Origin of the sequence: Actinomadura miaoliensis (assembly GCF_039536785.1) — a bacterium.
GTDB lineage: Bacteria > Actinomycetota > Actinomycetes > Streptosporangiales > Streptosporangiaceae > Spirillospora > Spirillospora miaoliensis.
Genome location: NZ_BAAAZG010000025.1, coordinates 24,229 through 46,858, shown reverse-complemented (window position 1 = coordinate 46,858; position 22,630 = coordinate 24,229). Strand labels below are relative to the sequence as shown.

The following is a 22,630-nucleotide window of genomic DNA, read 5'->3' as shown; positions in this document are numbered from 1 at the left end:
ACGGCCGATGACTGAGCGTTCGACACCTTATGCAGCCTCAATACCTGTACTGGCCCGACATGGCCGCTGCCGCACGTGCCAGCCAGTCTCCAGAGCGGTGTGACCGTTGATCTGTGAGGGCATTGCCTGTTCCGGTTAGCGCGTGGGGGCGGTGCCGCTGTGTTCGTCGTGGGTGTATGCGCGGTGGCGACGGTCGGCTACCCCCAGACCCGGTGAGGACTTTGACCACTGGTCGCCTCCACACCGGACCCGGTGGCGGCCGCCGTGGCACCCTCGACCCCGCCCCCTGCCCCCCGGGAACCGGCCGCCAGCACCCGGTGTGCCGCCACGGTTGCCGCTGGAGGTGGCGCAGGGCCCCAGCCGGTGCTGATCCGGCCGGGGCATGGCGGCGTCCGTTGCGCAGTCGTGGGCGGCTGCGTTGTTAGCGACAGGTGGTGTAGCCGCACCGACGGCACCTGCGGTGCGCACACGGCGGCGCCCACGTGGGGGTTCCTGTGGGCCCGCCGTAGCCGGTGGTGAAGTGCGGGTCGTCCCAGCGGGTGGTGCCTCGTCCGGCGGTTCCGGCTAGGGGGTGCGTTTCCAGAAGGGGCGTTTCGGGCGGGGTTTTGGGGTGGTGAAGTCGGTCAGCGTTGTGATGGTTCGGTTCCAGAGTTGCTGGAGACGGGGGGCGTCGAGCGGGGTGCGGACGGCTTGCAGGTCAGTGATCAGGGCCGAGAGGGCGCTGACGTCGGTGCCGACGGATTCGAGGCGTTGAACGCTTGCTTCCAGGAAGGCCAGCAGTTCGGCCAGTAGGGCCTGGTCGGCGATGGGGGTCGAGGTCAGCCGCCGTAGGTAGTCGGCGAGCCGTTCCCGGGTCTCGTTGAGTTCGTTGGTGTGGGCGGTGTCGCGTCGGCGTGGGGCAGGGATGGGAGCAGACCCGGGGCGCCTTGCTCGTGCCCGGGCCGGCATGTGGGCGCTGCCTGGCGCGGCGGGAGGGGGGCCCGCGTATGCGGGTGGGGCGCCGGTGCCGGCGGGTGGGAGCGGGCCTGCGGGGGCCGGCATCGCAGCGCCGTACGCCGCCATCGGGGTGGCGGGGGCGGACCAGCCTGCCGGGAGTTCGACCGGCTGCACCACGTGGTGCGGGGCTTCTCCCTCGGCCACGACTCGGCTGTCCACCGCGACGAACGCGGTGAAGCGGCACAGCACGCCGAAGCGGAGGGAGGTGTCCACGATCCGGCGCTCGAAGTCGGCGGAGCCGGAGGTGAGGTAGCGGTCTTCCAGGTCTCGCAGGTGGGCACGGGCCCAGAGGGAGACCACGGTGCCGTCCGACGAGACGACGCCGGTGGAACCCTGCTGCCAAGCCGTCCCCTCGGGCGTCACGCCGTGCACGGTCAGGCTTCCTTGGGGCGGGCCTTGGAACCGGCCCGAGATCACCAGCGGTACGCCCGGGTACAGGGCGCCGAGGCGGCTGGGGGTCACCGTGTCGGGGACGAGACGCAGGCCGTCGGGGACGAGACGCAGATCTGTCACCAGCGGGGCGCCGACGCGGTGATGGATGTGCTCCATCGCCTCGTCCAGCCGGTTCTCCGACTCGACCAGCTCGCAACGCCCCTGACCGGTCTGCGCGAGCCGTTGCAGGAATCCCGCGTTCACGGCCCGGTCGATGCCGACGGTGTGCACCCGGATGCCGTGCAGCCGGGGCCCCAGATGGGCGAGGATCTGGTCCTCGTTGCCGACCTGGCCGTCGGTGATCAGAATCAGCACCCGGTCGGATCCGGAGTCACGCAGGAGGTCGCACGCGTTCGTGAGCGGGCCGATCATCTCGGTGCCGCCGCGTGCCTCGAGTTTCGCGAGGAACTCGACCGCGCGGAACCGGTTACGGTCGGTGCCCGGCAGCAGTCCCGGGCCCAGGTTCGGGGGCCGTTCCACCACGTTGTCGAACGCCAGCACGGCGAAGCTGTCGGTGCTGCGGAGGGTGTCGACGATCCTGGCGGCCGCGCGCCTGGCCGCGATCATCTTCCAGCCGTGCATGCTGCCGGATCGGTCCAGAACGAGCACGACATCGCGCGGCCGGGGACGGTGCCGTCCGGTCGGCAGGACGGTCAGCGTGAACGTTCCCTCTTCGGAATGGTCGTCCGGGACCAACGTCAGCGAGGCGGTCTCCTGCGGCGTGTAGGTGAGGCGCAGGAGGAAGTCGCGGTCGAGCCGTTCACCGGGACGTAGCCGGATGGTGGTGCGCTCGCCCTCGCTCTCCTCGGCGACCACGTGCAGGGCGGAGTGGATCTCGGTGAGCGGCAGGCCGGCCGGATCCACGTCCACGCTGATCGACAGGCGTACCGGGTTGGGGAAGCCGGGGAGCAGCACCGGGGGGCTGATTCGGGACGCGTCGGGCACCGCGTCGGTGTCGGAGGCCACGCCATCCCCCGCCGGAGAGTCGTCCAGTGGCGTGCCGGGGATGTAGCGGGGCGCGACGACGAGGGGGAACCGGAAGGTCGCCTGGTCGTCCTCGTAGGGGAGCGGCTGGTTCAACGTCAGCCGGATGGTGACGCGCTCGCCGGGCAGGATGTTGCCCACCCGCATGGTGAAAACGTCGGGGCGGTCCTCCTCGGCGATGGCGGCCCGCCGGCCCGCGGCGATGGCGGCGTCGTAGTCGTGGCGCGCCTGCTCCCGTTCCTTGAGCACCCCTTCGATGACCCGGTCGGCGGCCTCCATGCGCAGCGCGGTGACCGCGGCGCGGTCCGGCAGCGGGAAGACGTAGGTGGCCTCCAGCGGCACGTCGAACGGGTTGCGGAAGCCCTGCGTCAGCTCGATTCCCGCGGCGAGCCCGGTGATCGAGGCCTTGATGTCGACGGCGTCGAGAGGCAGGTTCCCCCGGTCGGTGGACAGGGCGCCGAGCCCGCCCTCGGGATCCGGTGGCGCCTCGGAGTCGGGCAGGGGACTGATGTGGACGGTCACTGAGGCCTCCCGGAGGGGTCGATGTGCGTGTCCAAGGGGGCGAGCAGCCCGCGGCGCCGTAGCTCGTCGAGCAGTGGACGGGCGGCGCTCGCGATCGCGGCGAGATCGTCCTGGCTGAGCGTCGGAGCGTCGAGCATCACGGTGAGGCCGGGCGCCAGGCGCACGCCTTGGACGAGGGAAGCGTGTTCGTGTCCGGCTGGGCCTGGGGCCGTGTCGCCCAAGGGCGATGCGTTTGTGCTTGGGGCTGATGCGGTCGCGGCGGGGCGGCTTTCGCGTGAGGCGTTACCGCTGGGGGTTGGAGCGGGGGCGTCCAGGGATGAGGCTGCGGCCTGTGGTGCCTCTGGAAGGGCGGCGCCCCTCTTTGGTTGGGAGACGTTGTGCTGGGGCGGCGCTTCCGTCTCTGGGAATGGGGCGGCCTCGGGGGCTGGCGAAGCCTTCCGCTGAGGGGGCGCGTCGTTGCGGTCGCCGCCGCTTGCTGTGGATGCGGCGACGTGGGCGCGGCGGGGGCTGGTGGTGGCCGCAGGAGGTAGGGCCGGTGAGGAGGCTGGGCTGTTCGCATCCGAGGTGTGGCGGATGTCGGCTTTCCAGGTCACGTCCGAGGGAGTGTCGGGCGTGGTCGGGCGGGTGGCCCAGAAGCGGCTTCGCGGCTGAGCGGCCTCTGCTGTCTCGGTGCCGGCCGGCGCGCCGGGGAGTTGGGCGATCTCGCGCAGGGTGTCGTCGGTGGCGCCCGCCAGTTCGAGCTGGATCTCGGCGATCGTGCGGCCGGCGGCCTGGCGTCGCTTGACGGCCACGATCTGCAGCAGGTGTCGCGGGCCGTACACGGCGGTGCGGCCGCGGCGCCCGAGCGGCGGGTCGACCAGCCCGATCGTGGTGTACCAGCGGATCAGCCGTTCGTTGGGCAGGTCCCGCACCCGGCCGTTGACGTGCAGCGGATCGCCCGCCGACAGGGCGGCGACGGCCCGCTCGGCCAGTTCGCTGATCGTCCAGGTGCCTGCCATGCCACCCATGATGACACTGTCATTGTGACACTGTCAATATCGTTCTTGATCTTGATCGTCGGCGGCCGGCGGATTTCGGCCGCCGGAAGTGGCGGGCGGCATGGCCGACGGGGTGAGCAGTGGGCGGCTGCGGTGCAGGACGGATCTGCGGCGGTGTCCCGTTGGGGTCTGTGGGAGAGGAGTGCTGCGCCGGTGGTCCTGCTGCGGTGCTGGCAGGGCGTGCGGAGTCTGATGTGGAGGTGGTTTTGCCGGGGTGAGAGTTGGTTTCGGCCGCGGTGTGCGCTGGCGTGAAGGTTTGCCGCCGTGTGACGGTATTGCGCTGGCGATTCTGATTGAGGGGCAGCTGTTCCGGTCGAGGGAGGCTGTAGGGCGGTTGGTTTCGTTCGCGAGTGAGGGGTTGTGTCGGGATGCGGCCCGCTTTGCCGCTATTACGTGAGGTGATCTTGCTGTCGCACTGAGCTACTCGCGGCAGGTGGTGAGGTTCGGGCATGAGGCGGTCAATGCAGGCATCGCACGCTGGTAATGGCGATCTGGTGGAAATTGGTTATGTATCGAGGGCCGGGCATTCCGATCTTGTGGAATTGGCGGTAGAGGGGTCGTGGAACACTTACCTTGCAGGGCATGGACGACCGTCTATTGGTCGAGGCCCTGCGTGAACGGGACCCGGCCGCACCGGCGGCGGTGTACGACGCCTATGCCGGACGCCTTTACGGGTACTGCTGGTTCCACCTGCGCGACCGGGACGCCGCGCAAGCGGCGTTGCGGGACTCGTTCATCGTGGCCGAGGCGCATATCGGGCGGCTGCGCGACGCCGATCGGTTCTGTGCCTGGCTCTACGCCATCGCCCGTTTGGAGTGCGCGCGCCGTCTGCCCGGGGACGACCAGCCTCCCGACCTGCCCGTCGCCAGCCATGACCAGGACGACGTCGACCAGCGTGTGATGGCGTGGCAGGCCGTCCAGGCCCTGGAACCGCTCAGCCGGGAGATGCTCGAACTGCGGGTGCGGCACCGATTGCCGGTGTCCGACCTGGCGGCGGTGGTCGGCCTGCCCGTCAAGGATGTGGAGAGCCACCTCCGGCGCGCTCACTCCGCCCTTGAGGCGGCTCTGACCGCCGAGATCCTCGCCCACAAGGGCCCGTATGGCTGTGCCGGACGCGGGGCATTGCTGCGGCAGCGACGTGGCCCCTTCACGGGGGATCTCAACGAGCGGCTCTTGCGGCACGCCCGTGAGTGCGACGTGTGCCGGGCCCTGCGTCCCCGGACGGTGTCGGCGGTCAAGGTGTACGGGCTGCTGCCATGGGCCCGCCCGCCTGCGTCCCTACGGGCACGGGTGATGGCCTGCTTCTACGACCCCGAGTTGGTGGGCTACCGGTTGTTCGTCGCAACGCGCGTCGGCGCGTTCGGTCCGGCAGGCTTTCCCAAGCAATCGCGCCATTCCGCCTCTTCGCGCTGGATGTCACGGTCGGGGCGCCGTCTTCCGTACGTGGGGCGGCGTCCCGCGGCGGGGCGTGCGGTGGCGGCCGTGGCGGTGGTCGTGTTGCTGCTGGGAGGCGGTGGGGTGGCTTTCCGCTGGCTGATCGCGGCAGAGGGCGGCACGGGTACGGCGGCGGCCGGGGCCGGGGGCTTCCCGCGTCCGTCGGTGCCGTCCGCGTTGCCGTTGCCTACGGGCGGCGAGCCGTCGCCGGGGGCGGACGTCGGAAGCGCCCCCGTGGCGGCGACCTATCCGCTTGGCGCGCGCGTCTCGTCCGCCCCGCCTACGGCACTGGTGAATCTTCCGGGGGTTCGCCTCGTGGACCACGGGGACGCCCGCAGCCAACCCGCCGGCCTGGCAGTGGCGCCTCTCTACTTGGACCTGGCAGGGGGCGCTCACGGCACACTCCAACTGACTGCCGAGGGCGGTCCGGTGAACTGGCGGGCGAAGCCATGGGGACCCATACGGCTCGGCCGGACCTCCGGACGCATCGAGGCAGGGAAGACCGTCACGCTCGACGTGGACGTCACCAGGCGTGGCGGCTCGACGGGGGAAGGCGGCGTCGTCTTCCAACCCGGCGGTGTGGGAGTGCGCGTCATGTGGCGTCCGCCCACCCAGCCCGACCCGACGACACGTCCGAGGCCCAGCGACTCCGATCCCACGGTGTCGTCGCCGCAGCCGTCCCCTTCCGACCCGTCCCCTTCGGCTCCAACTCCGTCGGACTCGCCGCCGTCAGAGACGAGCACGCCGCCGCCCCCCTCGTCCCGTGAGCCCGACACGCCGTCGCCCTCCGAAGGAACACCGCAACCGCAGGGCTCCGGCGCCTGAACAGGTCGGCCAGTGCTGCGCTGCGTCCGGTCGGGTGTCCGCGTCCGTTGGGACGACCCGGGGTGGAAGGTTGCAGCGTGTGCGTTCTGATCGCTTAGGGTAGTGATCTCTGTGGCCTGAGTGACTGACTCGCACCCGTGGGGCTGTGCGAGAAGTCCTCGCGTCAGGTGATCACGGTGGGGGGGACCGTGTTTCTGGGAACGCGCACGGGGCAGCGGCCGTCAGCGCGCCGGTGGAGTGCGGCCAAGCGCCTGGTGTCCCTGGGCGGCATCGCCGTCTTCACGGTGACGGGCGTACCGCCCGTTCCTGGGTTCGAGGCTTCTCCGGGGGCGGCCGCGACCACCCCCGGCCCGGCGATGGCCGATCCGGTGCCGGACGCCCGCGACGTGGACCAGGCCAGGCGTCGTGCGGAAGAACGCGCTGACGAGGTGGCCCGGACCAAAGTGCGGTTCGCGCAGGCCACGGGCGAACTCGACCGGCTCGCGGCCGCAGCCGCGCTCGCCGTGGAGCGCTACAACGGCGAGCAGGTCAAACTCGCCAGGGCGGCCGCGGCCTACCGGGACGCCCTGACGCGCTTGGCCGAGGCCGAACGCAGGCACTCACAGGTCCGTTCGAACCTGGCCGCGTTCGCCGCCGAGGCGTACCAAGCCAACACCGGCTACAACGCCTGGCCGTCGGTCGTCGCCGGGGGCGACGGGCCGCAGGGCTTCATGGACCGCGCCGGCCTCCTGGAAGTGCTCGCGCGCCGCCGTACAGGGCTCCTCCAAGCGTTGGAGGCCGCCCGCAACGTCGCCGGCGTGTTCCGCGCGCAAGCCCAGTCGGCACTGGCCGAACAGAACGCGGCGACCCGGCGGGCGATGCGGGCCCGCCAGATGGCCGAACAGGCCGTGCAGCGGCAGCAGGAGGCCGTCCGGGAGATCGGTGCGGAGAAACGGCGTCTGGAACGCGAACTCGGCATCGCCCGGGAACGCGCCGACGATCTGGCTCGCCAGCGTCGTCAGGCGGTGGCGAGCGCCAACGCCACGAGGGTCGACCTGGAGGGGAGTCACGCCCAGGGGTCGGCCGTGGTCCGGGCAGCGCTTCGGTGGCTCGGCACGCCGTACTCGTGGGGCGGGGGCACCGTCCGCGGGCCCAGCTACGGCATCGCGCACGGCTCCCGTATTCACGGATTCGACTGCTCGGGGCTGGCGATGTACGCGTGGGCCAAGGCGGGCGTGCAACTCGACCACTGGACCGGTACGCAGTGGACGTCGGGGCCGCACATCCCACTGAACCGTCTCCGCCCGGGCGACCTGGTGTTCTACGCGTACAACACCGCCGACCCAGACACCATCCACCACGTCGGATTGTTCATCGGCAAGGGACGCATGGTGGAAGCCCCCTACACGGGGGGCAGGGTGCGCATCTCCAGCATCTGGCGCCCGGGGCTCATCGGCGCCACCCGTCCAGACAGGTGAGCCGTGGCGTCCGGCGGGGCGCCCGACAGCGGCGGCAGGGGCGGGGCGGTGGCGGTGGCGCGGTCACGGCCGGAGGACGGCGGGAGCGGATCGGCGCCGTCCGGCCTGCCCCGCCCAGCCGACGACGACTCGGGTCAACGACCGGGCACGGGCGGTCAGTGGCCGCCCTTGTGGTCGCCCAGGTCGGCGGCGCGCTTGAGGGAGCGCTCGATCTCGGCCTCGGCCTCGACGCGGCCCACCCAGCTGGCGCCCTCGACGGACTTGCCGGGCTCCAGGTCCTTGTAGACCTCGAAGAAGTGCTGGATCTCCAGGCGGTCGAACTCCGGCACGTGGTGGATGTCGCGCAGGTGCTCCATACGCGGATCGGTGGCCGGGACGCACAGGACCTTGTCGTCGCCCCCGGCCTCGTCCGTCATGCGGAACATTCCGACCGCGCGGCAGCGGATCAGGCAGCCGGGAAACGTCGGCTCCTGCAGCAGCACCAGGGCGTCCAGCGGGTCGCCGTCCTCGCCCAGGGTGTCCTCGATGAACCCGTAGTCGGCCGGATACTGCGTCGAGGTGAACAACATCCGGTCCAGGCGGATGCGACCGGTCTCGTGGTCCACCTCGTACTTGTTCCGCTGACCCTTCGGGATCTCAATGGTGACGTCGAAATCCACGATGTCCTCCGCTCCCTGCGCCGTCGCAGTGAATAGTCTTTCGGGAGCCCGCGCGGGCGAGGGCGGCCCGCACAGGATGGTGTTCCCTTATACAAGGATGTCGCACGTTGGTGGGTGCTGAGGGGGAGAGGGGCGGTCACGTGCCGAAACGCACGCGCGCCCTCGTCATGGTCACACTTTCCCTCCTTCACGTCTCGACGGCAGGCGCGGGCATGGCAGTGGCCAAACTCACACCCGACCGACGCTTGTCCCCACAGCCACCTGGCGTTGCCGAACGCGAGCCGGTACGCACGTTCGCCACCGCCGTACCGGCCGGTGCCGCCGACGGCGTGGCGGACGCCTCCGTTCTGGGACGACGGCTCGCCGGGCTGCTCGGCGGCTCGCAGACCCCGACCAACGCGGTCGTGATCGACGCCCGTACCGGCCGGCAGCTGTTCGCCCAGAACGGTGACCGACCCGCCACGCCCGCGTCCACCACCAAGCTGGTCACGTCCGTGGCGGCGCTGGCCGCGCTCGGACCCGAGCACCGGATCGCCACCAAGGTCGTCCGAGGCGGGGGCGGGGTCGTGCTGGTCGGCGGCGGGGATCCTACATTGACCGCGCTCCCCGCGTCCGCAGGGCAGGGGCGTCCGGCGTTCGCGTCGCTGGCCGATCTCGCGCGGCAGACGGCCGCGGCCCTCAAGGCGTCCGGCACGCGTCGCGTGCGCGTGGACTACGACGCGACCGCCTACCAGGGCCCGCGCACCGCCGCGGGCTGGAAGCCCAACTACCTGCCGGACGGCGAGGTCGCCCCCGTGAGCGCGCTCACTGTGGACGAGGGCAGGGTCGCCCCTGGCACGCTCACCAAGTCCCGTGTGGGCGACCCACCCGCCGCAGCGGCCGCTGCGTTCGCGCGCATGCTCACCCGTAACGGCGTCGCCGCCACCCGGGGCCGTCCGACCAGGGCGCCCGAGGACGCTGCCCGGCTCGGCGCCGTGCAGTCACCGCCGTTGTCGGTGCTGGTGGAGCATCTGATGACCGAGAGCGACAACGACGTCGCCGAAGCGGTCGCCCGTCAGGTGGCGATGAACAGGGGGTATCCGCCCTCCTTCGCCGGGGGCGCCCAGGCCGTCATGGAGGTTCTCGGCGAACTCGGCGTTTCCGCCGGGGTGATGGTCAACGACGGTAGCGGGCTGTCCACGGGCAACCGGATCACGCCGATCGCGCTGGCGCGGCTGGTCGCCCTCGCCGCGTCGGACGACCGTCCCCAACTGCGTGCGGCGATCACCGGCATGCCGGTGGCGGGGTTCTCCGGCACCCTGTCCCCGCCCCGCTACATGGCCCCCTCCAGTGCGGCGGGCGCCGGCCTCGTCCGGGCCAAGACGGGGACGCTCGCGGGAGTCAGCACGCTGGCCGGATACGCCTACGACGCCGACGGGCGCCTGCTGGCGTTCGCGTTCATGGCGGGGGACGGGACGGGCACGGTGGACCCCTCCCGTCTCGACGCCCTCGCCGCCGTCGTCGCCTCCTGTGCCTGCACCTGAGCCCGCCCCGGCCGTTTCTGAGGCCGCGCCCGCGCGCGCTTGGGGCCGCCGCCGCGCGCGCTTGGCCGCCTCGGCCCGCGTTTGGGGGCGAACTGAGGGTGGAGTACGCGGTTCTCCGAGGGTATGGATGTGGTCGTACGGGAGATAACGGAATCGGTTGTTCGTTGAACGATCTGCAGGGGCGCTCAGGCGCCGGGGTCGAAACGTACGGTGGAGTACATGAGCGCCTCAATGATCGATTGGAACGTCGCGGTGCAGACCGGCACCCGGCTCGTCCGGCCGGGGCCGCAGGTCGGGCAGGCCGAGGCGCGCGAGGTGGTGGCGCAGCTGCGCGAGCTGTCCCGCGTCGCACACGGGCATGTCGGCGACTTCACCGGCATGCGGGCGGAGGCCGCCCCCGCCCCGGCGACGATCGTGGACAGGCCCGGCTGGATCCGTGCGAACGTGGACGGCTTCCGGGTGGTGCTCGAACCCCTCATGGAGCAGATGGCCGAGCGCCGTGGGACGGGGTTGCTCGGCAGTGGGGGCGCGGGCGTCGTCGTGCAGGCCGTGGGCTCCCGCGTGACCGGCATGCAGGTGGGCGCGATCCTCGCGTACATGGCGAGCCGGGTGCTGGGCCAGTACGAGCTGTTCCTGCCTCCGGACCCGTCCGGCCGTGCTCCCACCGGAAGACTCACCCTGGTCGCCCCCAACATCGTCCAGGTGGAGCAGGAGCTCGGCGTGGACGCGCGGGACTTCCGCCTCTGGGTGTGCCTGCACGAGGAGACGCACCGCGCCCAGTTCACCGGGGTTTCGTGGCTGCGCGAGTACGTCCAGGACCAGATGACCAAGTTCCTGCTCGCCTCCGACCTCGACCCCGGGGCGCTGCTGGACCGCCTGAGGGACGCGGCCGACGCGATCGCCGACGCCGTGCGCGGCGGTGAGTCCAGCCTGATCGACGCGATCCAGACCCCCGAGCAGCGCGAGATCCTGGACCGGCTCACCGCCGTGATGACGCTGGTCGAGGGGCACGGCGACTACGTCATGGACGCGGTCGGCCCCGAGGTGGTGCCGTCCGTCCAGCAGATCCGCGCCAAGTTCCAGCGGCGCCGTGAGGGCGGCACCCGCATGGACAAGACCATCCGGCGGCTGCTCGGCATCGACCTGAAGATGCGGCAGTACGCCGAAGGGTCGCGGTTCGTCCACCGGGTGGTGGCCGAGGTCGGCATGGACGGCTTCAACCGGGTGTGGGATTCGGCCGAGACGCTGCCCACCCACGACGAGATCAAGGAGCCGGCACTGTGGATGGACCGGGTGCTCGGCCCCCGAGCCATCGAGGCGACGACTCCCGATGCGCAGACCCCCGAGGCCAACGGGGCGTGAACGCCGCCATCTCGTCCGGCCCCGGGCGCGTCACCGGCGGGCGGTAGGGGCAATGGGGCCTGACCCGGCCGTGGCGACGGTTCGTGTGGCGGTACGGCGCGTCCTCGACATGCTGCCGCCCGAACGCATGGTGCTCGTCGCGTGCAGCGGCGGCGCCGACTCGCTCGCGCTGGCGGGGGCGCTGGCGTTCGAGGCTCCCCGGGCGGGGCGTCCGGCGGGGGGCGTCACGATCGACCACGGCCTGCAGGAGGGCTCGGCCACGCGCGCGGAGAAGGTCGTCAGGGCGATGGCAGACCTCGGGCTCGACCCGGCGGGGGCGATCAACGTCACGGTGGGGGACCATGGCGGGCCGGAGAACGCGGCCCGGGACGCCCGTTACGCCGCCCTCGACGAGACCGCCGCCAATCTGGGGGCGGCCGCCGTGCTGTTGGGGCACACCAGGGACGACCAGGCCGAGACCGTCCTGATGGGGCTCGCCCGAGGCTCGGGAGCCCGTTCGCTCGCGGGCATGCCTCCCTCGTTCGTCCGCACCCTTGAGGCGCGGGAGATCCGCTATGTGCGGCCGCTTCTGGACATCGACAGGGCCACCACGCGACGGGCGTGCCTGGCCATGGGACTGGAACCCTGGGACGACCCCCACAACGACGATCCCGCGTACACGCGCGTTCGCGTACGCCACGAAGCGTTGCCCGTCCTGGAGAAGGCGCTCGGCCCCGGAATCACCGAGGCGCTTGCCCGTACCGCACGTATGCTGCGCGACGACGCCGACGCCCTGGACGGCATCGCCGACCGCTCCTACGCCGATTGCGAAACCACCGCGCCAGAACCGTTCTCCGTGGCGCTCACCCTGGACGGCCTGGCAGGGCTTCCCAAGGCCGTACGCACACGGGTGCTGAGGAAGGCGGCGATAGCCGCGGGCAGCCCACCCGGTACGCTCGCGGCCGTTCACGTGGAACACGTGGATCGGCTGGTCACCGCCTGGCGCGGACAGCGGCACGTCGACCTGCCCGGGGGCGTGCGCGCGTACCGGCGAGAGGGAAGGCTGCTGTTCGGCCCGGGCCGGCCCGAGTGACTATGCGTTTCCCGGAGGGTGGGGTAGTGGACGAGAAGGACCTGGGCGCCGACCTGGCGAAGGTGCTCATCCCGGAGGATCAGCTCCAGGCCAAGGTGCGCGAGCTGGCGGCGCAGGTGGACGCCGACTACGCCGGCAAGGACCTGCTGCTGGTCGGTGTGCTCAAGGGCGCCGTGATGATCATGGCGGACCTTGCCCGGACGCTGCACACACCTGTCTCCATGGACTGGATGGCGGTGTCCTCGTACGGCTCGGGCACCAAGTCGTCGGGGGTCGTGCGTATCCTGAAGGACCTGGACGCAGACATCATGAACCGGCACGTTCTGATCGTCGAGGACATCATCGACTCGGGCCTGACGCTGTCGTGGCTGGTCAGCAATCTGCGCTCACGCGGCCCGGCCTCGCTGGAGATCTGCGCGCTGCTGCGCAAGCCGGAAGCGGTCAGGACCGAGGTGGACGTCCGCTACATCGGGTTCGACATTCCGAACGAGTTCGTCGTCGGGTATGGCCTGGACTATGCCGAGAAGTATCGGAATCTGCCCTTTGTGGGGACGCTGGCGCCCCACGTTTACGGAGGTGAGAGCGTCTGAGGGAGCCCGGCACCGGCGTCGGTGAAGCGCCCGCGCGGGGCCGCGGAGACCCCGCGGACGGCCGTCAGGGAACATCAGACCGGCGTGGATCGTTGCATTGGAGGCTGACGGGTATACCGGAAGGATCAGGGATCCGCGCTGGCTGCGCCCCCCGCTCCGCCCGGTGTACCGTCGGTGTCCCGGACCTGCGCCGGGGAAACCGCCCGGTGGGGCCGGTCGCCTCGGCGGGCCGGGGGCTCCGGCGAGGGTCCGCCGCACGCATGGAGCCGGATCACAGTGGCGTCCGTCCTGCGGGACGGGCGAGGATCGCAATAGGAGGGACGGGCCCCGGAGGGGTTACCGGATAAATGGACGTGAAACGCTACTTTCGCGGGCCGCTGCTGTGGATCCTGCTGTTGGGCCTCTTGGTCGCCATGGTCATGTGGGGGATGAACCCCGGCCGCTCGTACGAGAAGACCGACACCTCCAAGGTGGTCCAGGAGATCGCCGCCGGCCAGGTCCGCTCCGCCAAGATCATTGACAAGGACCAGCGGATCGAGGTCACCCTCACCAACGGCAAGCACCAGCAGGCGAGCTGGGTCGACGGCCAGGGACTGCGGCTGCAGGAGCAGCTCCAGCAGCAGGCCCAGGCCGGCAAGCTGCCCGGGGGTTACAACGTCGAGGTCCCCAAGCAGAGCTTCTTCCTCAACCTGCTGTTCAGCCTGCTGCCCATCGTGGTCATCGTGCTGATCTTCCTGTTCATCATGAACCAGATGCAGGGCGGCGGCTCGCGGGTGATGAACTTCGGCAAGTCCAAGGCCAAGCTGATCACCAAGGACACGCCGAAGACCACGTTCGCGGACGTGGCCGGGGCCGACGAGGCCCTGGAGGAGCTTGAGGAGATCAAGGACTTCCTGCAGAACCCGGCCAAGTTCCAGTCGATCGGCGCCAAGATCCCCAAGGGCGTGCTGCTGTACGGCCCGCCCGGCACCGGCAAGACCCTGCTGGCGCGCGCCGTGGCCGGCGAGGCCGGTGTGCCCTTCTACTCGATCTCCGGTTCCGACTTCGTCGAGATGTTCGTCGGCGTCGGCGCCTCCCGGGTGCGCGACCTGTTCGAGCAGGCCAAGGCCAACGCCCCGTCGATCATCTTCATCGACGAGATCGACGCCGTCGGCCGGCACCGCGGCGCGGGCCTGGGCGGCGGCCACGACGAACGTGAGCAGACCCTCAACCAGCTGCTGGTCGAGATGGACGGCTTCGACGTCAAGGGCGGCGTCATCCTGATCGCCGCCACGAACCGGCCCGACATCCTCGACCCGGCGCTGCTGCGTCCCGGCCGCTTCGACCGCCAGGTCACCGTTGACCGTCCCGACCTGGAGGGCCGCAAGGGCATCCTGCGGGTGCACGGCCGCGGCAAGCCGTTCGCGCCCGACGTCGACTTGGACGTCATCGCCCGGCGCACCCCCGGCTTCACCGGCGCCGACCTGGCCAACGTGATCAACGAGGCGGCGCTGCTGACCGCGCGGTTCGACCGCAAGCTGATCGACATGGACACCCTGGAGGAGTCCATCGACCGGGTCATGGCCGGCCCGGAGCGCAAGACCAGGGTCATGTCCGAGAAGGAAAAGAAGATCATCGCCTACCACGAGGGCGGGCACGCACTGGTGGCGCACGCGCTGCCGAACGCCGACCCCGTGCACAAGGTGACGATCCTGCCGCGCGGCCGCGCCCTCGGCTACACCATGACCCTGCCGATGGAGGACAAGTTCCTCACCACCCGGTCGGAGATGACCGACCAGCTGGCCATGCTGCTGGGCGGCCGCACCGCCGAGGAGCTGGTGTTCCACGAGCCGACCACCGGCGCGGCCAACGACATCGAGAAGGCCACCTCGATCGCCCGCAACATGGTGACCGAGTACGGCATGAGCGAGCGCCTCGGCGCCCGCAAGTTCGGCACCGGCGCGGGCGAGGTGTTCCTCGGCCGTGACGTCGGCCACGAGCGCGACTACTCCGAGGACATCGCCTCCGCGATCGACGACGAGGTCCGCCGCTACATCGAGGCCGCGCACGACACCGCCTGGGAGATCCTCGTCGAGTACCGCGACGTCCTCGACGACCTGGTACTGCAGCTCATGGAGAAGGAGACCCTCTCCAAGGAGCAGGTGCTGGAGATCTTCGCGCCGATCCGCAAGCGGCCGCACCAGAACTCCTACACCGGCTACGGCAAGCGGCTGCCGTCCGACCGGCCACCGGTCCTGACGCCCAAGGAGCTGGCCCTGCTCGGCCCGCAGGACGTCGCGGACCTGACCAAGAACAACGGCCAGGGATCGGGCCAGGCAGAGCCCGCCCCCGACCACCCGTCCTCGGGCGAGAGCTGATCGTCTTGACCGAACGGTACGACGACGACGCGTTCCGGGACCCGGCGGCCGACCTGGCCGCCGGGTCCACCGGCGTCTCCGGTGACCCCGCCGCCAACGGCGGCGAGCCCGCCACCACCGGCGAGCCCGCCGGCTCCGGCCTGGTGGTGCCGGGCCGCGGCGAACGCGTCTTCGACCACGCGCGCATCGAACGCGCCGTCCGCGAGATCCTCATCGCCATCGGCGAGGACCCCGACCGCGACGGCCTGCGCGAGACCCCCGCCCGGGTCGCCCGCGCCTACGCCGAGCAGTTCGCCGGCCTCCGCCAGGACCCCGAGGACGCCCTGAACAAGGTCTTCGAGGCCGACCACGACGAGATGGTCCTGGTCAAGGACATCGAGGTCTACTCGATGTGTGAACACCACCTCACGCCGTTCCACGGGCTGGCGCACGTCGGGTACACGCCGAACGAGAAGGGCCACATCACCGGCCTGTCGAAGCTGGCGCGGCTGGTGGACGTGTACGCCCGGCGGCCGCAGGTGCAGGAACGGCTGACCAGCCAGGTCGCCGACGCGCTCATGCGGATCCTGGAGCCGCGCGGGGTGATCGTGGTGATCGAGGCCGAGCACCTGTGCATGACCATGCGCGGCGTGCGCAAGCCGGGCGCCAAGACGGTGACCTCGGCCGTGCGCGGCGCGTTCCGAGACCGTCCCGAGACACGCGCCGAGGCCATGGGGCTGATCCTCGGAAGCTGACCCGACGCCACCGACGGGCCCTCGCCGTGACGGCGGGGGCCCTGTTCGTCGGTGGGCGTCCCGGGTCACCGTTGGTAAGGGGCCGTGGACCGGGGCAACGCGATCAAGGCATAGGGTTGGAACATGACCGACGCCGCCGTCCCAGGGCTGCCCACGCCAGGGCGCTGCCTCGTCATGGGCGTGGTCAACGTGACGCCGGACTCCTTCTCCGACGGCGGCGCCTGGTTCGACGTCGACAAGGCGATCCGGCACGGGCTGGACCTCGTGGCCGAGGGCGCCGACCTGATCGACGTGGGCGGCGAGTCGACCCGTCCCGGAGCGCAGCGGGTGTCGCGCGAGGAGGAGCTGCGCCGGGTCGTCCCCGTGATCGAGGCGCTGTCGGCCGAGGGGATCCCGGTCAGCATCGACACCATGCGCGCCGAGGTGGCCGAGGCCGCGGTGGCCGCCGGTGCCCGGCTGGTCAACGACGTCAGCGGCGGCCTCGCCGACCCGGACATGCCGCGCGCGGTGGCGGCGGCGGGCGTGCCGTACGTGGTGATGCACTGGCGCGGGCACAGCCACGACATGCAGACGCGGGCCGTGTACGACGACGTCGTCCGGGAGGTCCGCGACGAGCTGCTGAGCCGGGTGGACGCGGTGCTGGACGAGGGCGTCGACCCGTCCATGATCGTGCTGGACCCGGGGCTGGGGTTCGCCAAGCACGCCGAGCACAACTGGATGTTGCTGGCCCACCTGGACGTCCTGCACGACACCGGCTACCCGGTGCTGGTGGGCGCCTCCCGCAAACGCTTCCTGGGACGGCTGCTGTCGGGCCCGGACGGAACGCCGCGTCCGTTCGCCGACTGCGACGACGCCACAGTGGCGGTGTCCTCCCTGGTCGCGGCGGCGGGCGCCTGGTGCGTACGCGTGCACCACGTGCGCCCCAACGCCGACGCCGTCCGGGTGGCGGCCGCAGTACGCACCGCCGCGGCCAAGACCGCACCCCTCCCCTCGTCCTCGACAAGCCCCCAGTCCAGCCCCCCGCCCCACGGGAACCCGCAGCCCGACAACGCCGCGCAGGCCGAAGGTCGCATGCAAGCCGGTGGTACGCAGGCTGGTGGTGCCGCGCAGGCCGGTGGTCTCGCGCAGGGTGGTGGTGGCGCGGCGCAGGCTGGTGGTGGTGTTGTGCAGGCGGGTGGTGTGGGGCGCTTGGGAGAGTTGCGTGGCGACGGGGGGTTGTGGGGTGGCGGTGGTGGTGTGCAGGGTGGCAGGCGATGAGTCGTGCGGTGGAGCGTGACGAGCTGGTCGAGGCCAACGCCGAGTTCTACGCGGCGTTCGAGGCGGGCGACCTGGACCGTATGTCGGCGGTGTGGGCGGACGGGCCGTACGCGTCCGGCGTGACCTGCGTGCATCCGGGGTGGACCCGGTTGCGCGGGCGGGACGAGGTGTTGCGGTCATGGGCGCTGATCATGGCGAACACCGAGTACATCCAGTTCGTGCTGACCGATGTCGAGGCCGACGTTTACGGCGAGCAGGCCGTGGTGACGTGCAAGGAGAACATCCTGACCGCCGAGGAGGGCGCCGAGAACGGATTCCTGGCCGCGGGAAGCATGATCGCGACGAACGTGTTCGTCCGCGTCGGCGGAGGCTGGCGGCTGCTGGTCCATCACGGGTCCCCGATTCTGAACGACACAGAGGAGCAATGAGCTGGACCGGATAGAACTGCGCGGGCTCCGCGCCCGGGGGCGGCACGGCGCGCTGCCCGCCGAGCGGGAGCTGGGCCAGGAGTTCGTGGTGGACGTCACGCTGGGTCTGGACACCCGCCCGGCGGCGGCCGACGACGACCTGTCCCGTACCGTCGACTACGGATCTCTCGCCGACCGGCTGGTCGCCGTCGTGGAGGGCGAACCCGTCGCCCTCATCGAGACGCTGGCCGACCGGCTGGCGGGAGTCTGCCTGCAGGACCGGGCGGTGGCCGAGGTGGAGGTCACCGTCCACAAGCCGCACGCCCCGGTGCCGCACCCCTTCACGGACGTGGCCGTGAGGATCAGGAGGAGTCGTCCATGACAGCGTCCGAGCGTATGCCCGACCGCACCGCGACCGGTGGCCACATGCTGGTCGCCCATCGCGTCGTGTTCTCCCTGGGCAGCAATCTCGGCGACCGGCTGGACAACATTCAGGAGGCCGTCGACGCGCTGTTCGACGCGCCCGGCCTGGACTTCGTGGCGCTCTCCCCGGTTTACGAGACCGCCCCGTACGCCCCGCCCGGCGAGACCCTTCCCGAGCAGGGCGACTACCTGAACGTCGTGCTGGTGGCCGACACCCGGCTGCCACCCGAGAACCTGCTGGAGCGGGTCCTCAACATCGAGAACTCGATGCGGCGCACGCGCGAGGTCCGCTGGGGCCCGCGCACGCTGGACATCGACATCGTGATGTTCGGCAACATCACCTCCGACGACCCCGACCTGACGCTGCCGCACCCGCGCGCGCACGAGCGGGCGTTCGTGCTGGTGCCGTGGGCCGACATCGAACCGGACGTGCTGCTGCCCGGGCACGGACGCGTCGGCGACCTGGCCGCGGCCAAGCAGGCCGAGGCCGCGACCGCGGTGCGCCGCCGCGACGACCTGAGCCTCCAGCCTCCTGCATGAGACCGTCCCGCCCGACGTTCCTGCTCGCCCTGGTGATCGTCATCGGACTGATCACCTGGGCGGTGCTGGACACCGCGTACGTGTCGCTGCCGCCGCTGCCGTGGACGGCGGTGCCGACCCTGCTGCTGCTTGCGCTGGGCGAGGCGTTCACGGGCGTGAACATCCTGCGCCGCATCCGGCGACGGCCGGGGACCAAGCCGGTGGAGCCGCTGGTCGTCGCCCGGATGGCGGCCCTGGGCAAGGCCAGCGCGCACGCCGCGGCCGTCCTGGCGGGCGTGTTCGCCGGGTTCGCGGCCGCGCTGTCGGGGTCGCTGGACAAGCCGACTCCGCGCGAGGACTTCTTCGTCAGCACCGCCACCTTCGTGGCCGCCGTGGTCCTGGTGGGCGCGGCGTACTTCCTGGAGTACGCCTGCCGCGTCCCCAAGGGCCCGGACGAGGAGCACCACGACCGGGGGGCCTCCCGAGCCTGAGACGGCCGAGGCTCGGCGGCCCCCGGCCGCGTCGGGCGCCGCGCCGGGCGCCGGGGCGGGGGTCCCGCGCCGCCTACTTGTCGACGTCGCCGACGACGAAGAACATCGACCCCAGGATGGCGATCATGTCGGCGACCAGGTTGCCGGGCAGCAGTTCCGACAGCACCTGGATGTTGTTGTACGAGGCGGACCGCAGTTTCAGCCGCCACGGGGTCTTCTCGCCGCGTGAGACGAGGTAGTAGCCGTTGATGCCGAGGGGGTTCTCCGTCCAGGCGTAGGTGTGGCCCTCGGGGACCTTCAGCACCTTCGGCAGGCGCTGGTTGATCGGGCCGGGCGGCAGGTCGGCCAGGCGGTCCAGGCAGGCGTCGGCCAGGTCCAGCGAGGCGTACACCTGGTCGAGCAGGCACTCGAACCGGGCCAGGCAGTCGCCCTCGGTGCGGGTGACGACGCGCACGTCCAGGTCGCCGTAGGCCAGGTACGGCTCGTCGCGGCGCAGGTCGAAGTCGACGCCGCTGGCACGGGCGATGGGGCCGGACACCCCGTACTGCAGGATCTGCTCGCGGGTCAGGACGCCGACGCCGCGGGTGCGGGCCCGGAAGATCTCGTTCCCGAGGATCAGGTCGGCGATGTCGGACATGCCCGCCCGCACGTCGGCGATCGCGTGCCGGGTGCGGGCCGTCCAGCCGGCGGGCAGTTCCTCCTTCAGGCCGCCCACCCGGTTGAACATGTAGTGCATGCGGCCGCCGGAGACCTCCTCCATGACCCGCTGGAGCTGCTCGCGCTCGCGGAAGGCGTAGAAGATCGGCGTCATCGCGCCGACCTCCAGCGGATAGGAGCCGAGGAACATCAGGTGGTTGAGCACCCGGTTCAGCTCGGCCAGCAGGGTGCGCGCCCACACCGCGCGCGGCGGGGCCTCCATGCCGAGCATGCGTTCGGCGGCCAGCACCACGCCCAGTTCGTTGGCGAACGCCGACAGCCAGTCGTGCCGGTTGGCCAGCACGATGATCTGCCGGAAGTCGCGGACCTCGAACAGCTTCTCCGCGCCCCGGTGCATGTAGCCGATGATCGGCTCTGCGGTGGCGATGCGCTCGCCGTCCAGCGTGAGCCGCAGCCGCAGCACGCCGTGCGTGGACGGGTGCTGCGGGCCGATGTTGAGGATCATGTCCTCGGTGGCCAGTTCCTTGGCCCCCGCGCCGATCCCGACGATGCGTTCCGTGGTCATCCGCTTCGCCACCGTTCACCTGCGGGTGCGATGCTCATCTGCACATCGTCCCACGCTTCGGGCTCGCGGTATTCCGGCGGTTTCCGGTTGACTAGGACGCAATGAACCCCAGCCATGAGCGATACCCGCCCCCGCAGGCCCCCTCGACGGCGCCAAGGCAGCCTCCGGGCTCCCCCCAGCCGGGCGTTCCGCCTGCCGCGAACCCGCCCCAGAACGCGGCCCCGCCCCAGAACGCGGCCCCGTCGCAGGGCGCGGTCCCGTCGCAGGGCGCGGGCACGGCGTACGGCGTGACTCCGAATGCGGGCGCACCGAACCCGGGGGCGCCGAATCCGGGTGTGCCTATGGGTGTGCCGCAGTATCCGGCGGGACAGGCGTTTCAGCCCGGTGGCGGGCTGGCGTGGGCGGGGATCTCGAAGCGGTACACCTGGCATCGGCGGATCGCGGCGACGCTGTGGGCGGTGCCGATCGCGGCGCTCGGGGCGTTCCTGGTGTCACGCGGCGGCGGGGCGCTGGGGGCGGCCCTGTGGGGAGCCGCGGCGCTCATCTCGCTGGTGCTGGCGTGGGTCGTGGCCGAGCTGGCGTACCGGTCGTGGGGGTACGCCGAACGCGGTGACGACCTGCTCGTCATGCACGGCGTGTTCGTCAAGCGCCTGGTGGTGGTGCCGTACGGGCGGATGCAGTTCGTGGACGTCACGGCCGGCCTGCTGGAGCAGTGGATGGGCATCGCCACCGTGCGCATGCACACCGCCGCCGCCGCGACCGACGCGGTGATCCCCGGCCTGCCGGCCGCCGAGGCGGCCTCGCTGCGCGACCGTCTGGCGCAGAAGGGCGAGGAACGGAGCATGGGCTTGTGAGCGGCCCTCCTCAACCTCCAGCTCCGTACGGAGGGCCGTATCGAGCCCCGGGTGGTTACGGGCCTCCAGGGCCGCATGGGATGCCGCAGAGGCACCCGGCCGGATATCCGTATCCACCGGGCCCGCACGGGCCGTATTTCGGGCAGGCCCCACCGCCGGTGCGGTTCTCGGAGGGTGTGCATCGGCTGCACTGGGCGACCGGGCCGTTGCGGACGTTCGTTATTCTCAGCATCTACTTCGTGCTGCTGGGCCTGCCGTTGCTGCTGACCCAGACCGACGACGGCGTCGTCCTCGAAATCACCCCCGAGGTGGCGACGCGATTCCTCGTCGTCACCGTTCCCATGACGGTCATCACCGTGGGAGTGGGGCTGTGGACGTGGCTGGCCCTGCGGTTCCGCGTGGACGGCGACGACCTGGTGGTGGAGACGGGGCTGCTGCGCAAGCGCAAGCGGCGGATTCCGCTGTCGCGCGTCCAGGCCATCGACGTGGTGCGTCCCCTGGTGACGCGGCTGTTCGCCTTGGCCGAGGTACGGGTGGAGTTGGCCGGGGGCGAGCAGAGCGAGATCGCACTGCGTTACCTGGGGCGCAACACCGCGCAGCAGTTGCGCGCGGAGTTGCTGGCGCGCGCGGCGGGTCTTCCCGGCCACACCCCGGAGGCCCCGGAACGACCGTTGTGGCGGGTCTCCGGCGGGGCGCTGTTCGGTTCGCTCGTGTTGCGGCTGCCGGTCCTCGGCACGGCTCTGCTGCTCTTCGTGTCGCTGGTGCTGCTCCTGCTGTACGCGGAGCTGGGCATGCTGGCCGTGGCCATTCCCGCGTTGCTGGGCCTGGTGCGTGCCGTGGTCGCGCCCATGGTGATGTACGGCGCCTTCACCGTGGCGACGTCCCCCGACGGGATACGGCTGCGGTACGGGGTCCTGGAGACCCGTATGCAGACCGTCCCCCCGGGACGGGTGCAGGCCATCAGCATCGTGGAGCCGTCCCTGTGGCGGCCCTTCGGGTGGGCGCGGCTCGACGTGACCGTGGCCGGGTACGCGGGGGAGCGCCAAGCGCTGTCGTCCGTGTTGCTGCCCGTGGCGCCCCGGCAGGTGGCGCTGCACCTGGTGGCGCAGGTGTTTCCAGGGGCGAACGTGGACGCCGTCCAGCTTTTGCCCGCCTCGTCCAAGGGCCTCGCGGGCGGGGCGGCCAGCGCCGGCACCGACGACCGGGTGTTCGTGACCCGGCACGGCCACCTCTGCCGCCGCACGGACGTGATCGCGCACGCGCGAGCGCAGAGCGTGCGGCTGACGGTGAATCCGCTGCAGCGCCTGCTGGGGCTCGCCACCGTCCACATCGACGCGCCGCCGGGCCCGGTGCGGGTCGCGGCGGCCGACCGCGACCTCGGTGAGGCCCGCGCGATCGTCGAGTCGACGGCCCGGCGCGCCCAGGCCGCGCGAGCCGCCGGCGGCGACCCCGGCCGCTGGGCCGCCCGCTGAC

The 22,630-nt window shown here is 71.4% G+C and carries 18 protein-coding genes and 1 pseudogene; 15 read left to right on the top strand and 4 right to left on the bottom strand.

Annotated elements, in window-relative coordinates; all coding sequences use genetic code 11:
• Positions 1 to 564: 564 nt before the first annotated feature.
• Both ABD811_RS19295 and ABD811_RS19290 read right to left on the bottom strand, forming a co-directional pair.
• Positions 565 to 2,934, bottom strand: coding sequence for a VIT domain-containing protein (locus ABD811_RS19295; RefSeq protein WP_344949248.1), 2,370 nt, complete (start codon positions 2,932 to 2,934; stop codon positions 565 to 567).
• Complete coding sequence (locus ABD811_RS19290) at positions 2,931 to 3,932, bottom strand: MerR family transcriptional regulator (protein WP_344949246.1); 1,002 nt, start codon at positions 3,930 to 3,932, stop codon at positions 2,931 to 2,933. The genes ABD811_RS19295 and ABD811_RS19290 overlap by 4 nt, the downstream gene beginning before the upstream one ends.
• A 621-nt stretch (positions 3,933 to 4,553) precedes the next feature.
• Between ABD811_RS19290 and ABD811_RS19285 the strand changes: the two genes are divergently transcribed.
• Together ABD811_RS19285 and ABD811_RS19280 are read left to right on the top strand one after the other, a co-directional pair.
• On the top strand, positions 4,554 to 6,230 hold the full coding sequence (locus tag ABD811_RS19285) for an RNA polymerase sigma factor (RefSeq protein ID WP_344949243.1): 1,677 nt from the start codon (positions 4,554 to 4,556) through the stop codon (positions 6,228 to 6,230).
• Positions 6,231 to 6,418: 188 nt separating this feature from the next.
• On the top strand, positions 6,419 to 7,687 hold the full coding sequence (locus ABD811_RS19280; protein WP_344949241.1) for a C40 family peptidase: 1,269 nt from the start codon (positions 6,419 to 6,421) through the stop codon (positions 7,685 to 7,687).
• A 155-nt stretch (positions 7,688 to 7,842) separates the two neighbouring features.
• Here ABD811_RS19280 and ABD811_RS19275 read toward each other — a convergent pair whose 3' ends face one another.
• On the bottom strand, positions 7,843 to 8,346 hold the full coding sequence (locus ABD811_RS19275; RefSeq protein ID WP_344949238.1) for an inorganic diphosphatase: 504 nt from the start codon (positions 8,344 to 8,346) through the stop codon (positions 7,843 to 7,845).
• A gap of 245 nt (positions 8,347 to 8,591) precedes the next feature.
• Here ABD811_RS19275 and dacB point away from each other — a divergent pair, with 245 nt between their 5' ends.
• From dacB to ABD811_RS19220, 11 genes and pseudogenes are all read left to right on the top strand, one after another.
• A complete protein-coding gene (gene dacB / locus ABD811_RS19270) occupies positions 8,592 to 9,869 on the top strand; it encodes a D-alanyl-D-alanine carboxypeptidase/D-alanyl-D-alanine endopeptidase (RefSeq protein ID WP_344949235.1) in 1,278 nt (425 codons plus the stop codon).
• Positions 9,870 to 10,088: 219 nt separating this feature from the next.
• On the top strand, positions 10,089 to 11,231 hold the full coding sequence (locus ABD811_RS19265) for a zinc-dependent metalloprotease (RefSeq protein ID WP_344949232.1): 1,143 nt from the start codon (positions 10,089 to 10,091) through the stop codon (positions 11,229 to 11,231).
• A gap of 52 nt (positions 11,232 to 11,283) precedes the next feature.
• Positions 11,284 to 12,303, top strand: a complete 1,020-nt coding sequence (gene tilS / locus ABD811_RS19260; protein ID WP_344949229.1) for a tRNA lysidine(34) synthetase TilS — start codon at positions 11,284 to 11,286, stop codon at positions 12,301 to 12,303.
• A gap of 26 nt (positions 12,304 to 12,329) precedes the next feature.
• On the top strand, positions 12,330 to 12,893 hold the full coding sequence (gene hpt / locus ABD811_RS19255) for a hypoxanthine phosphoribosyltransferase (RefSeq protein ID WP_344949226.1): 564 nt from the start codon (positions 12,330 to 12,332) through the stop codon (positions 12,891 to 12,893).
• Positions 12,894 to 13,240: 347 nt separating this feature from the next.
• Complete coding sequence (ftsH, locus tag ABD811_RS19250; RefSeq protein ID WP_344949223.1) at positions 13,241 to 15,250, top strand: ATP-dependent zinc metalloprotease FtsH; 2,010 nt, start codon at positions 13,241 to 13,243, stop codon at positions 15,248 to 15,250.
• Positions 15,251 to 15,390: 140 nt separating this feature from the next.
• Positions 15,391 to 15,984 carry a GTP cyclohydrolase I FolE gene (folE, locus tag ABD811_RS19245; protein WP_344949863.1) on the top strand — a complete coding sequence of 198 codons (594 nt, stop codon included), beginning with the start codon at positions 15,391 to 15,393 and terminating at the stop codon, positions 15,982 to 15,984.
• A 123-nt stretch (positions 15,985 to 16,107) separates the two neighbouring features.
• A pseudogene (gene folP / locus ABD811_RS19240) lies at positions 16,108 to 16,959 on the top strand (dihydropteroate synthase); the annotation flags it as partial.
• Between the two features lie 278 nt (positions 16,960 to 17,237).
• The gene (locus ABD811_RS19235; RefSeq protein ID WP_344949220.1) at positions 17,238 to 17,669 is read left to right on the top strand and encodes a nuclear transport factor 2 family protein; all 432 of its coding nucleotides are present in this window, start codon (positions 17,238 to 17,240) and stop codon (positions 17,667 to 17,669) included.
• Position 17,670: 1 nt separating this feature from the next.
• Positions 17,671 to 18,030, top strand: a complete 360-nt coding sequence (gene folB / locus ABD811_RS19230) for a dihydroneopterin aldolase (RefSeq protein ID WP_344949860.1) — start codon at positions 17,671 to 17,673, stop codon at positions 18,028 to 18,030.
• Positions 18,027 to 18,611, top strand: a complete 585-nt coding sequence (gene folK / locus ABD811_RS19225; RefSeq protein WP_344949217.1) for a 2-amino-4-hydroxy-6-hydroxymethyldihydropteridine diphosphokinase — start codon at positions 18,027 to 18,029, stop codon at positions 18,609 to 18,611. Before folB ends, folK begins: the two co-directional genes overlap by 4 nt.
• Positions 18,608 to 19,081 carry a DUF3180 domain-containing protein gene (locus ABD811_RS19220; protein ID WP_344949215.1) on the top strand — a complete coding sequence of 158 codons (474 nt, stop codon included), beginning with the start codon at positions 18,608 to 18,610 and terminating at the stop codon, positions 19,079 to 19,081. The genes folK and ABD811_RS19220 overlap by 4 nt, the downstream gene beginning before the upstream one ends.
• Positions 19,082 to 19,154: 73 nt before the next feature.
• Here ABD811_RS19220 and ABD811_RS19215 read toward each other — a convergent pair whose 3' ends face one another.
• The gene (locus ABD811_RS19215; RefSeq protein WP_344949212.1) at positions 19,155 to 20,303 is read right to left on the bottom strand and encodes an NADH-quinone oxidoreductase subunit D; all 1,149 of its coding nucleotides are present in this window, start codon (positions 20,301 to 20,303) and stop codon (positions 19,155 to 19,157) included.
• A gap of 341 nt (positions 20,304 to 20,644) precedes the next feature.
• Between ABD811_RS19215 and ABD811_RS19210 the strand changes: the two genes are divergently transcribed.
• Together ABD811_RS19210 and ABD811_RS19205 are read left to right on the top strand one after the other, a co-directional pair.
• Positions 20,645 to 21,157 carry a PH domain-containing protein gene (locus ABD811_RS19210; protein WP_344949210.1) on the top strand — a complete coding sequence of 171 codons (513 nt, stop codon included), beginning with the start codon at positions 20,645 to 20,647 and terminating at the stop codon, positions 21,155 to 21,157.
• A 176-nt stretch (positions 21,158 to 21,333) separates the two neighbouring features.
• Entirely contained in the window at positions 21,334 to 22,629 is a 1,296-nt protein-coding gene (locus ABD811_RS19205; protein ID WP_344949207.1) for a PH domain-containing protein, read from the top strand.
• The last annotated feature ends 1 nt before the right edge of the window (position 22,630 follow it).

Excerpts from the sequence above, each read along its gene's own strand:
- ABD811_RS19220 (WP_344949215.1), top strand. The coding sequence starts at position 18,608 with ATGAGACCGTCCCGCCCGACGTTCCTGCTCGCCCTGGTGATCGTCATC.
- ABD811_RS19210 (WP_344949210.1), top strand. The coding sequence starts at position 20,645 with ATGGGTGTGCCGCAGTATCCGGCGGGACAGGCGTTTCAGCCCGGTGGC.
- ABD811_RS19285 (WP_344949243.1), top strand. The coding sequence starts at position 4,554 with ATGGACGACCGTCTATTGGTCGAGGCCCTGCGTGAACGGGACCCGGCC.
- ABD811_RS19265 (WP_344949232.1), top strand. The coding sequence starts at position 10,089 with ATGAGCGCCTCAATGATCGATTGGAACGTCGCGGTGCAGACCGGCACC.
- ABD811_RS19235 (WP_344949220.1), top strand. The coding sequence starts at position 17,238 with ATGAGTCGTGCGGTGGAGCGTGACGAGCTGGTCGAGGCCAACGCCGAG.
- ftsH (WP_344949223.1), top strand. The coding sequence starts at position 13,241 with ATGGACGTGAAACGCTACTTTCGCGGGCCGCTGCTGTGGATCCTGCTG.
- ABD811_RS19215 (WP_344949212.1), bottom strand. The coding sequence starts at position 20,303 with ATGACCACGGAACGCATCGTCGGGATCGGCGCGGGGGCCAAGGAACTG.
- folK (WP_344949217.1), top strand. The coding sequence starts at position 18,027 with ATGACAGCGTCCGAGCGTATGCCCGACCGCACCGCGACCGGTGGCCAC.
- tilS (WP_344949229.1), top strand. The coding sequence starts at position 11,284 with ATGGGGCCTGACCCGGCCGTGGCGACGGTTCGTGTGGCGGTACGGCGC.
- ABD811_RS19290 (WP_344949246.1), bottom strand. The coding sequence starts at position 3,932 with ATGGCAGGCACCTGGACGATCAGCGAACTGGCCGAGCGGGCCGTCGCC.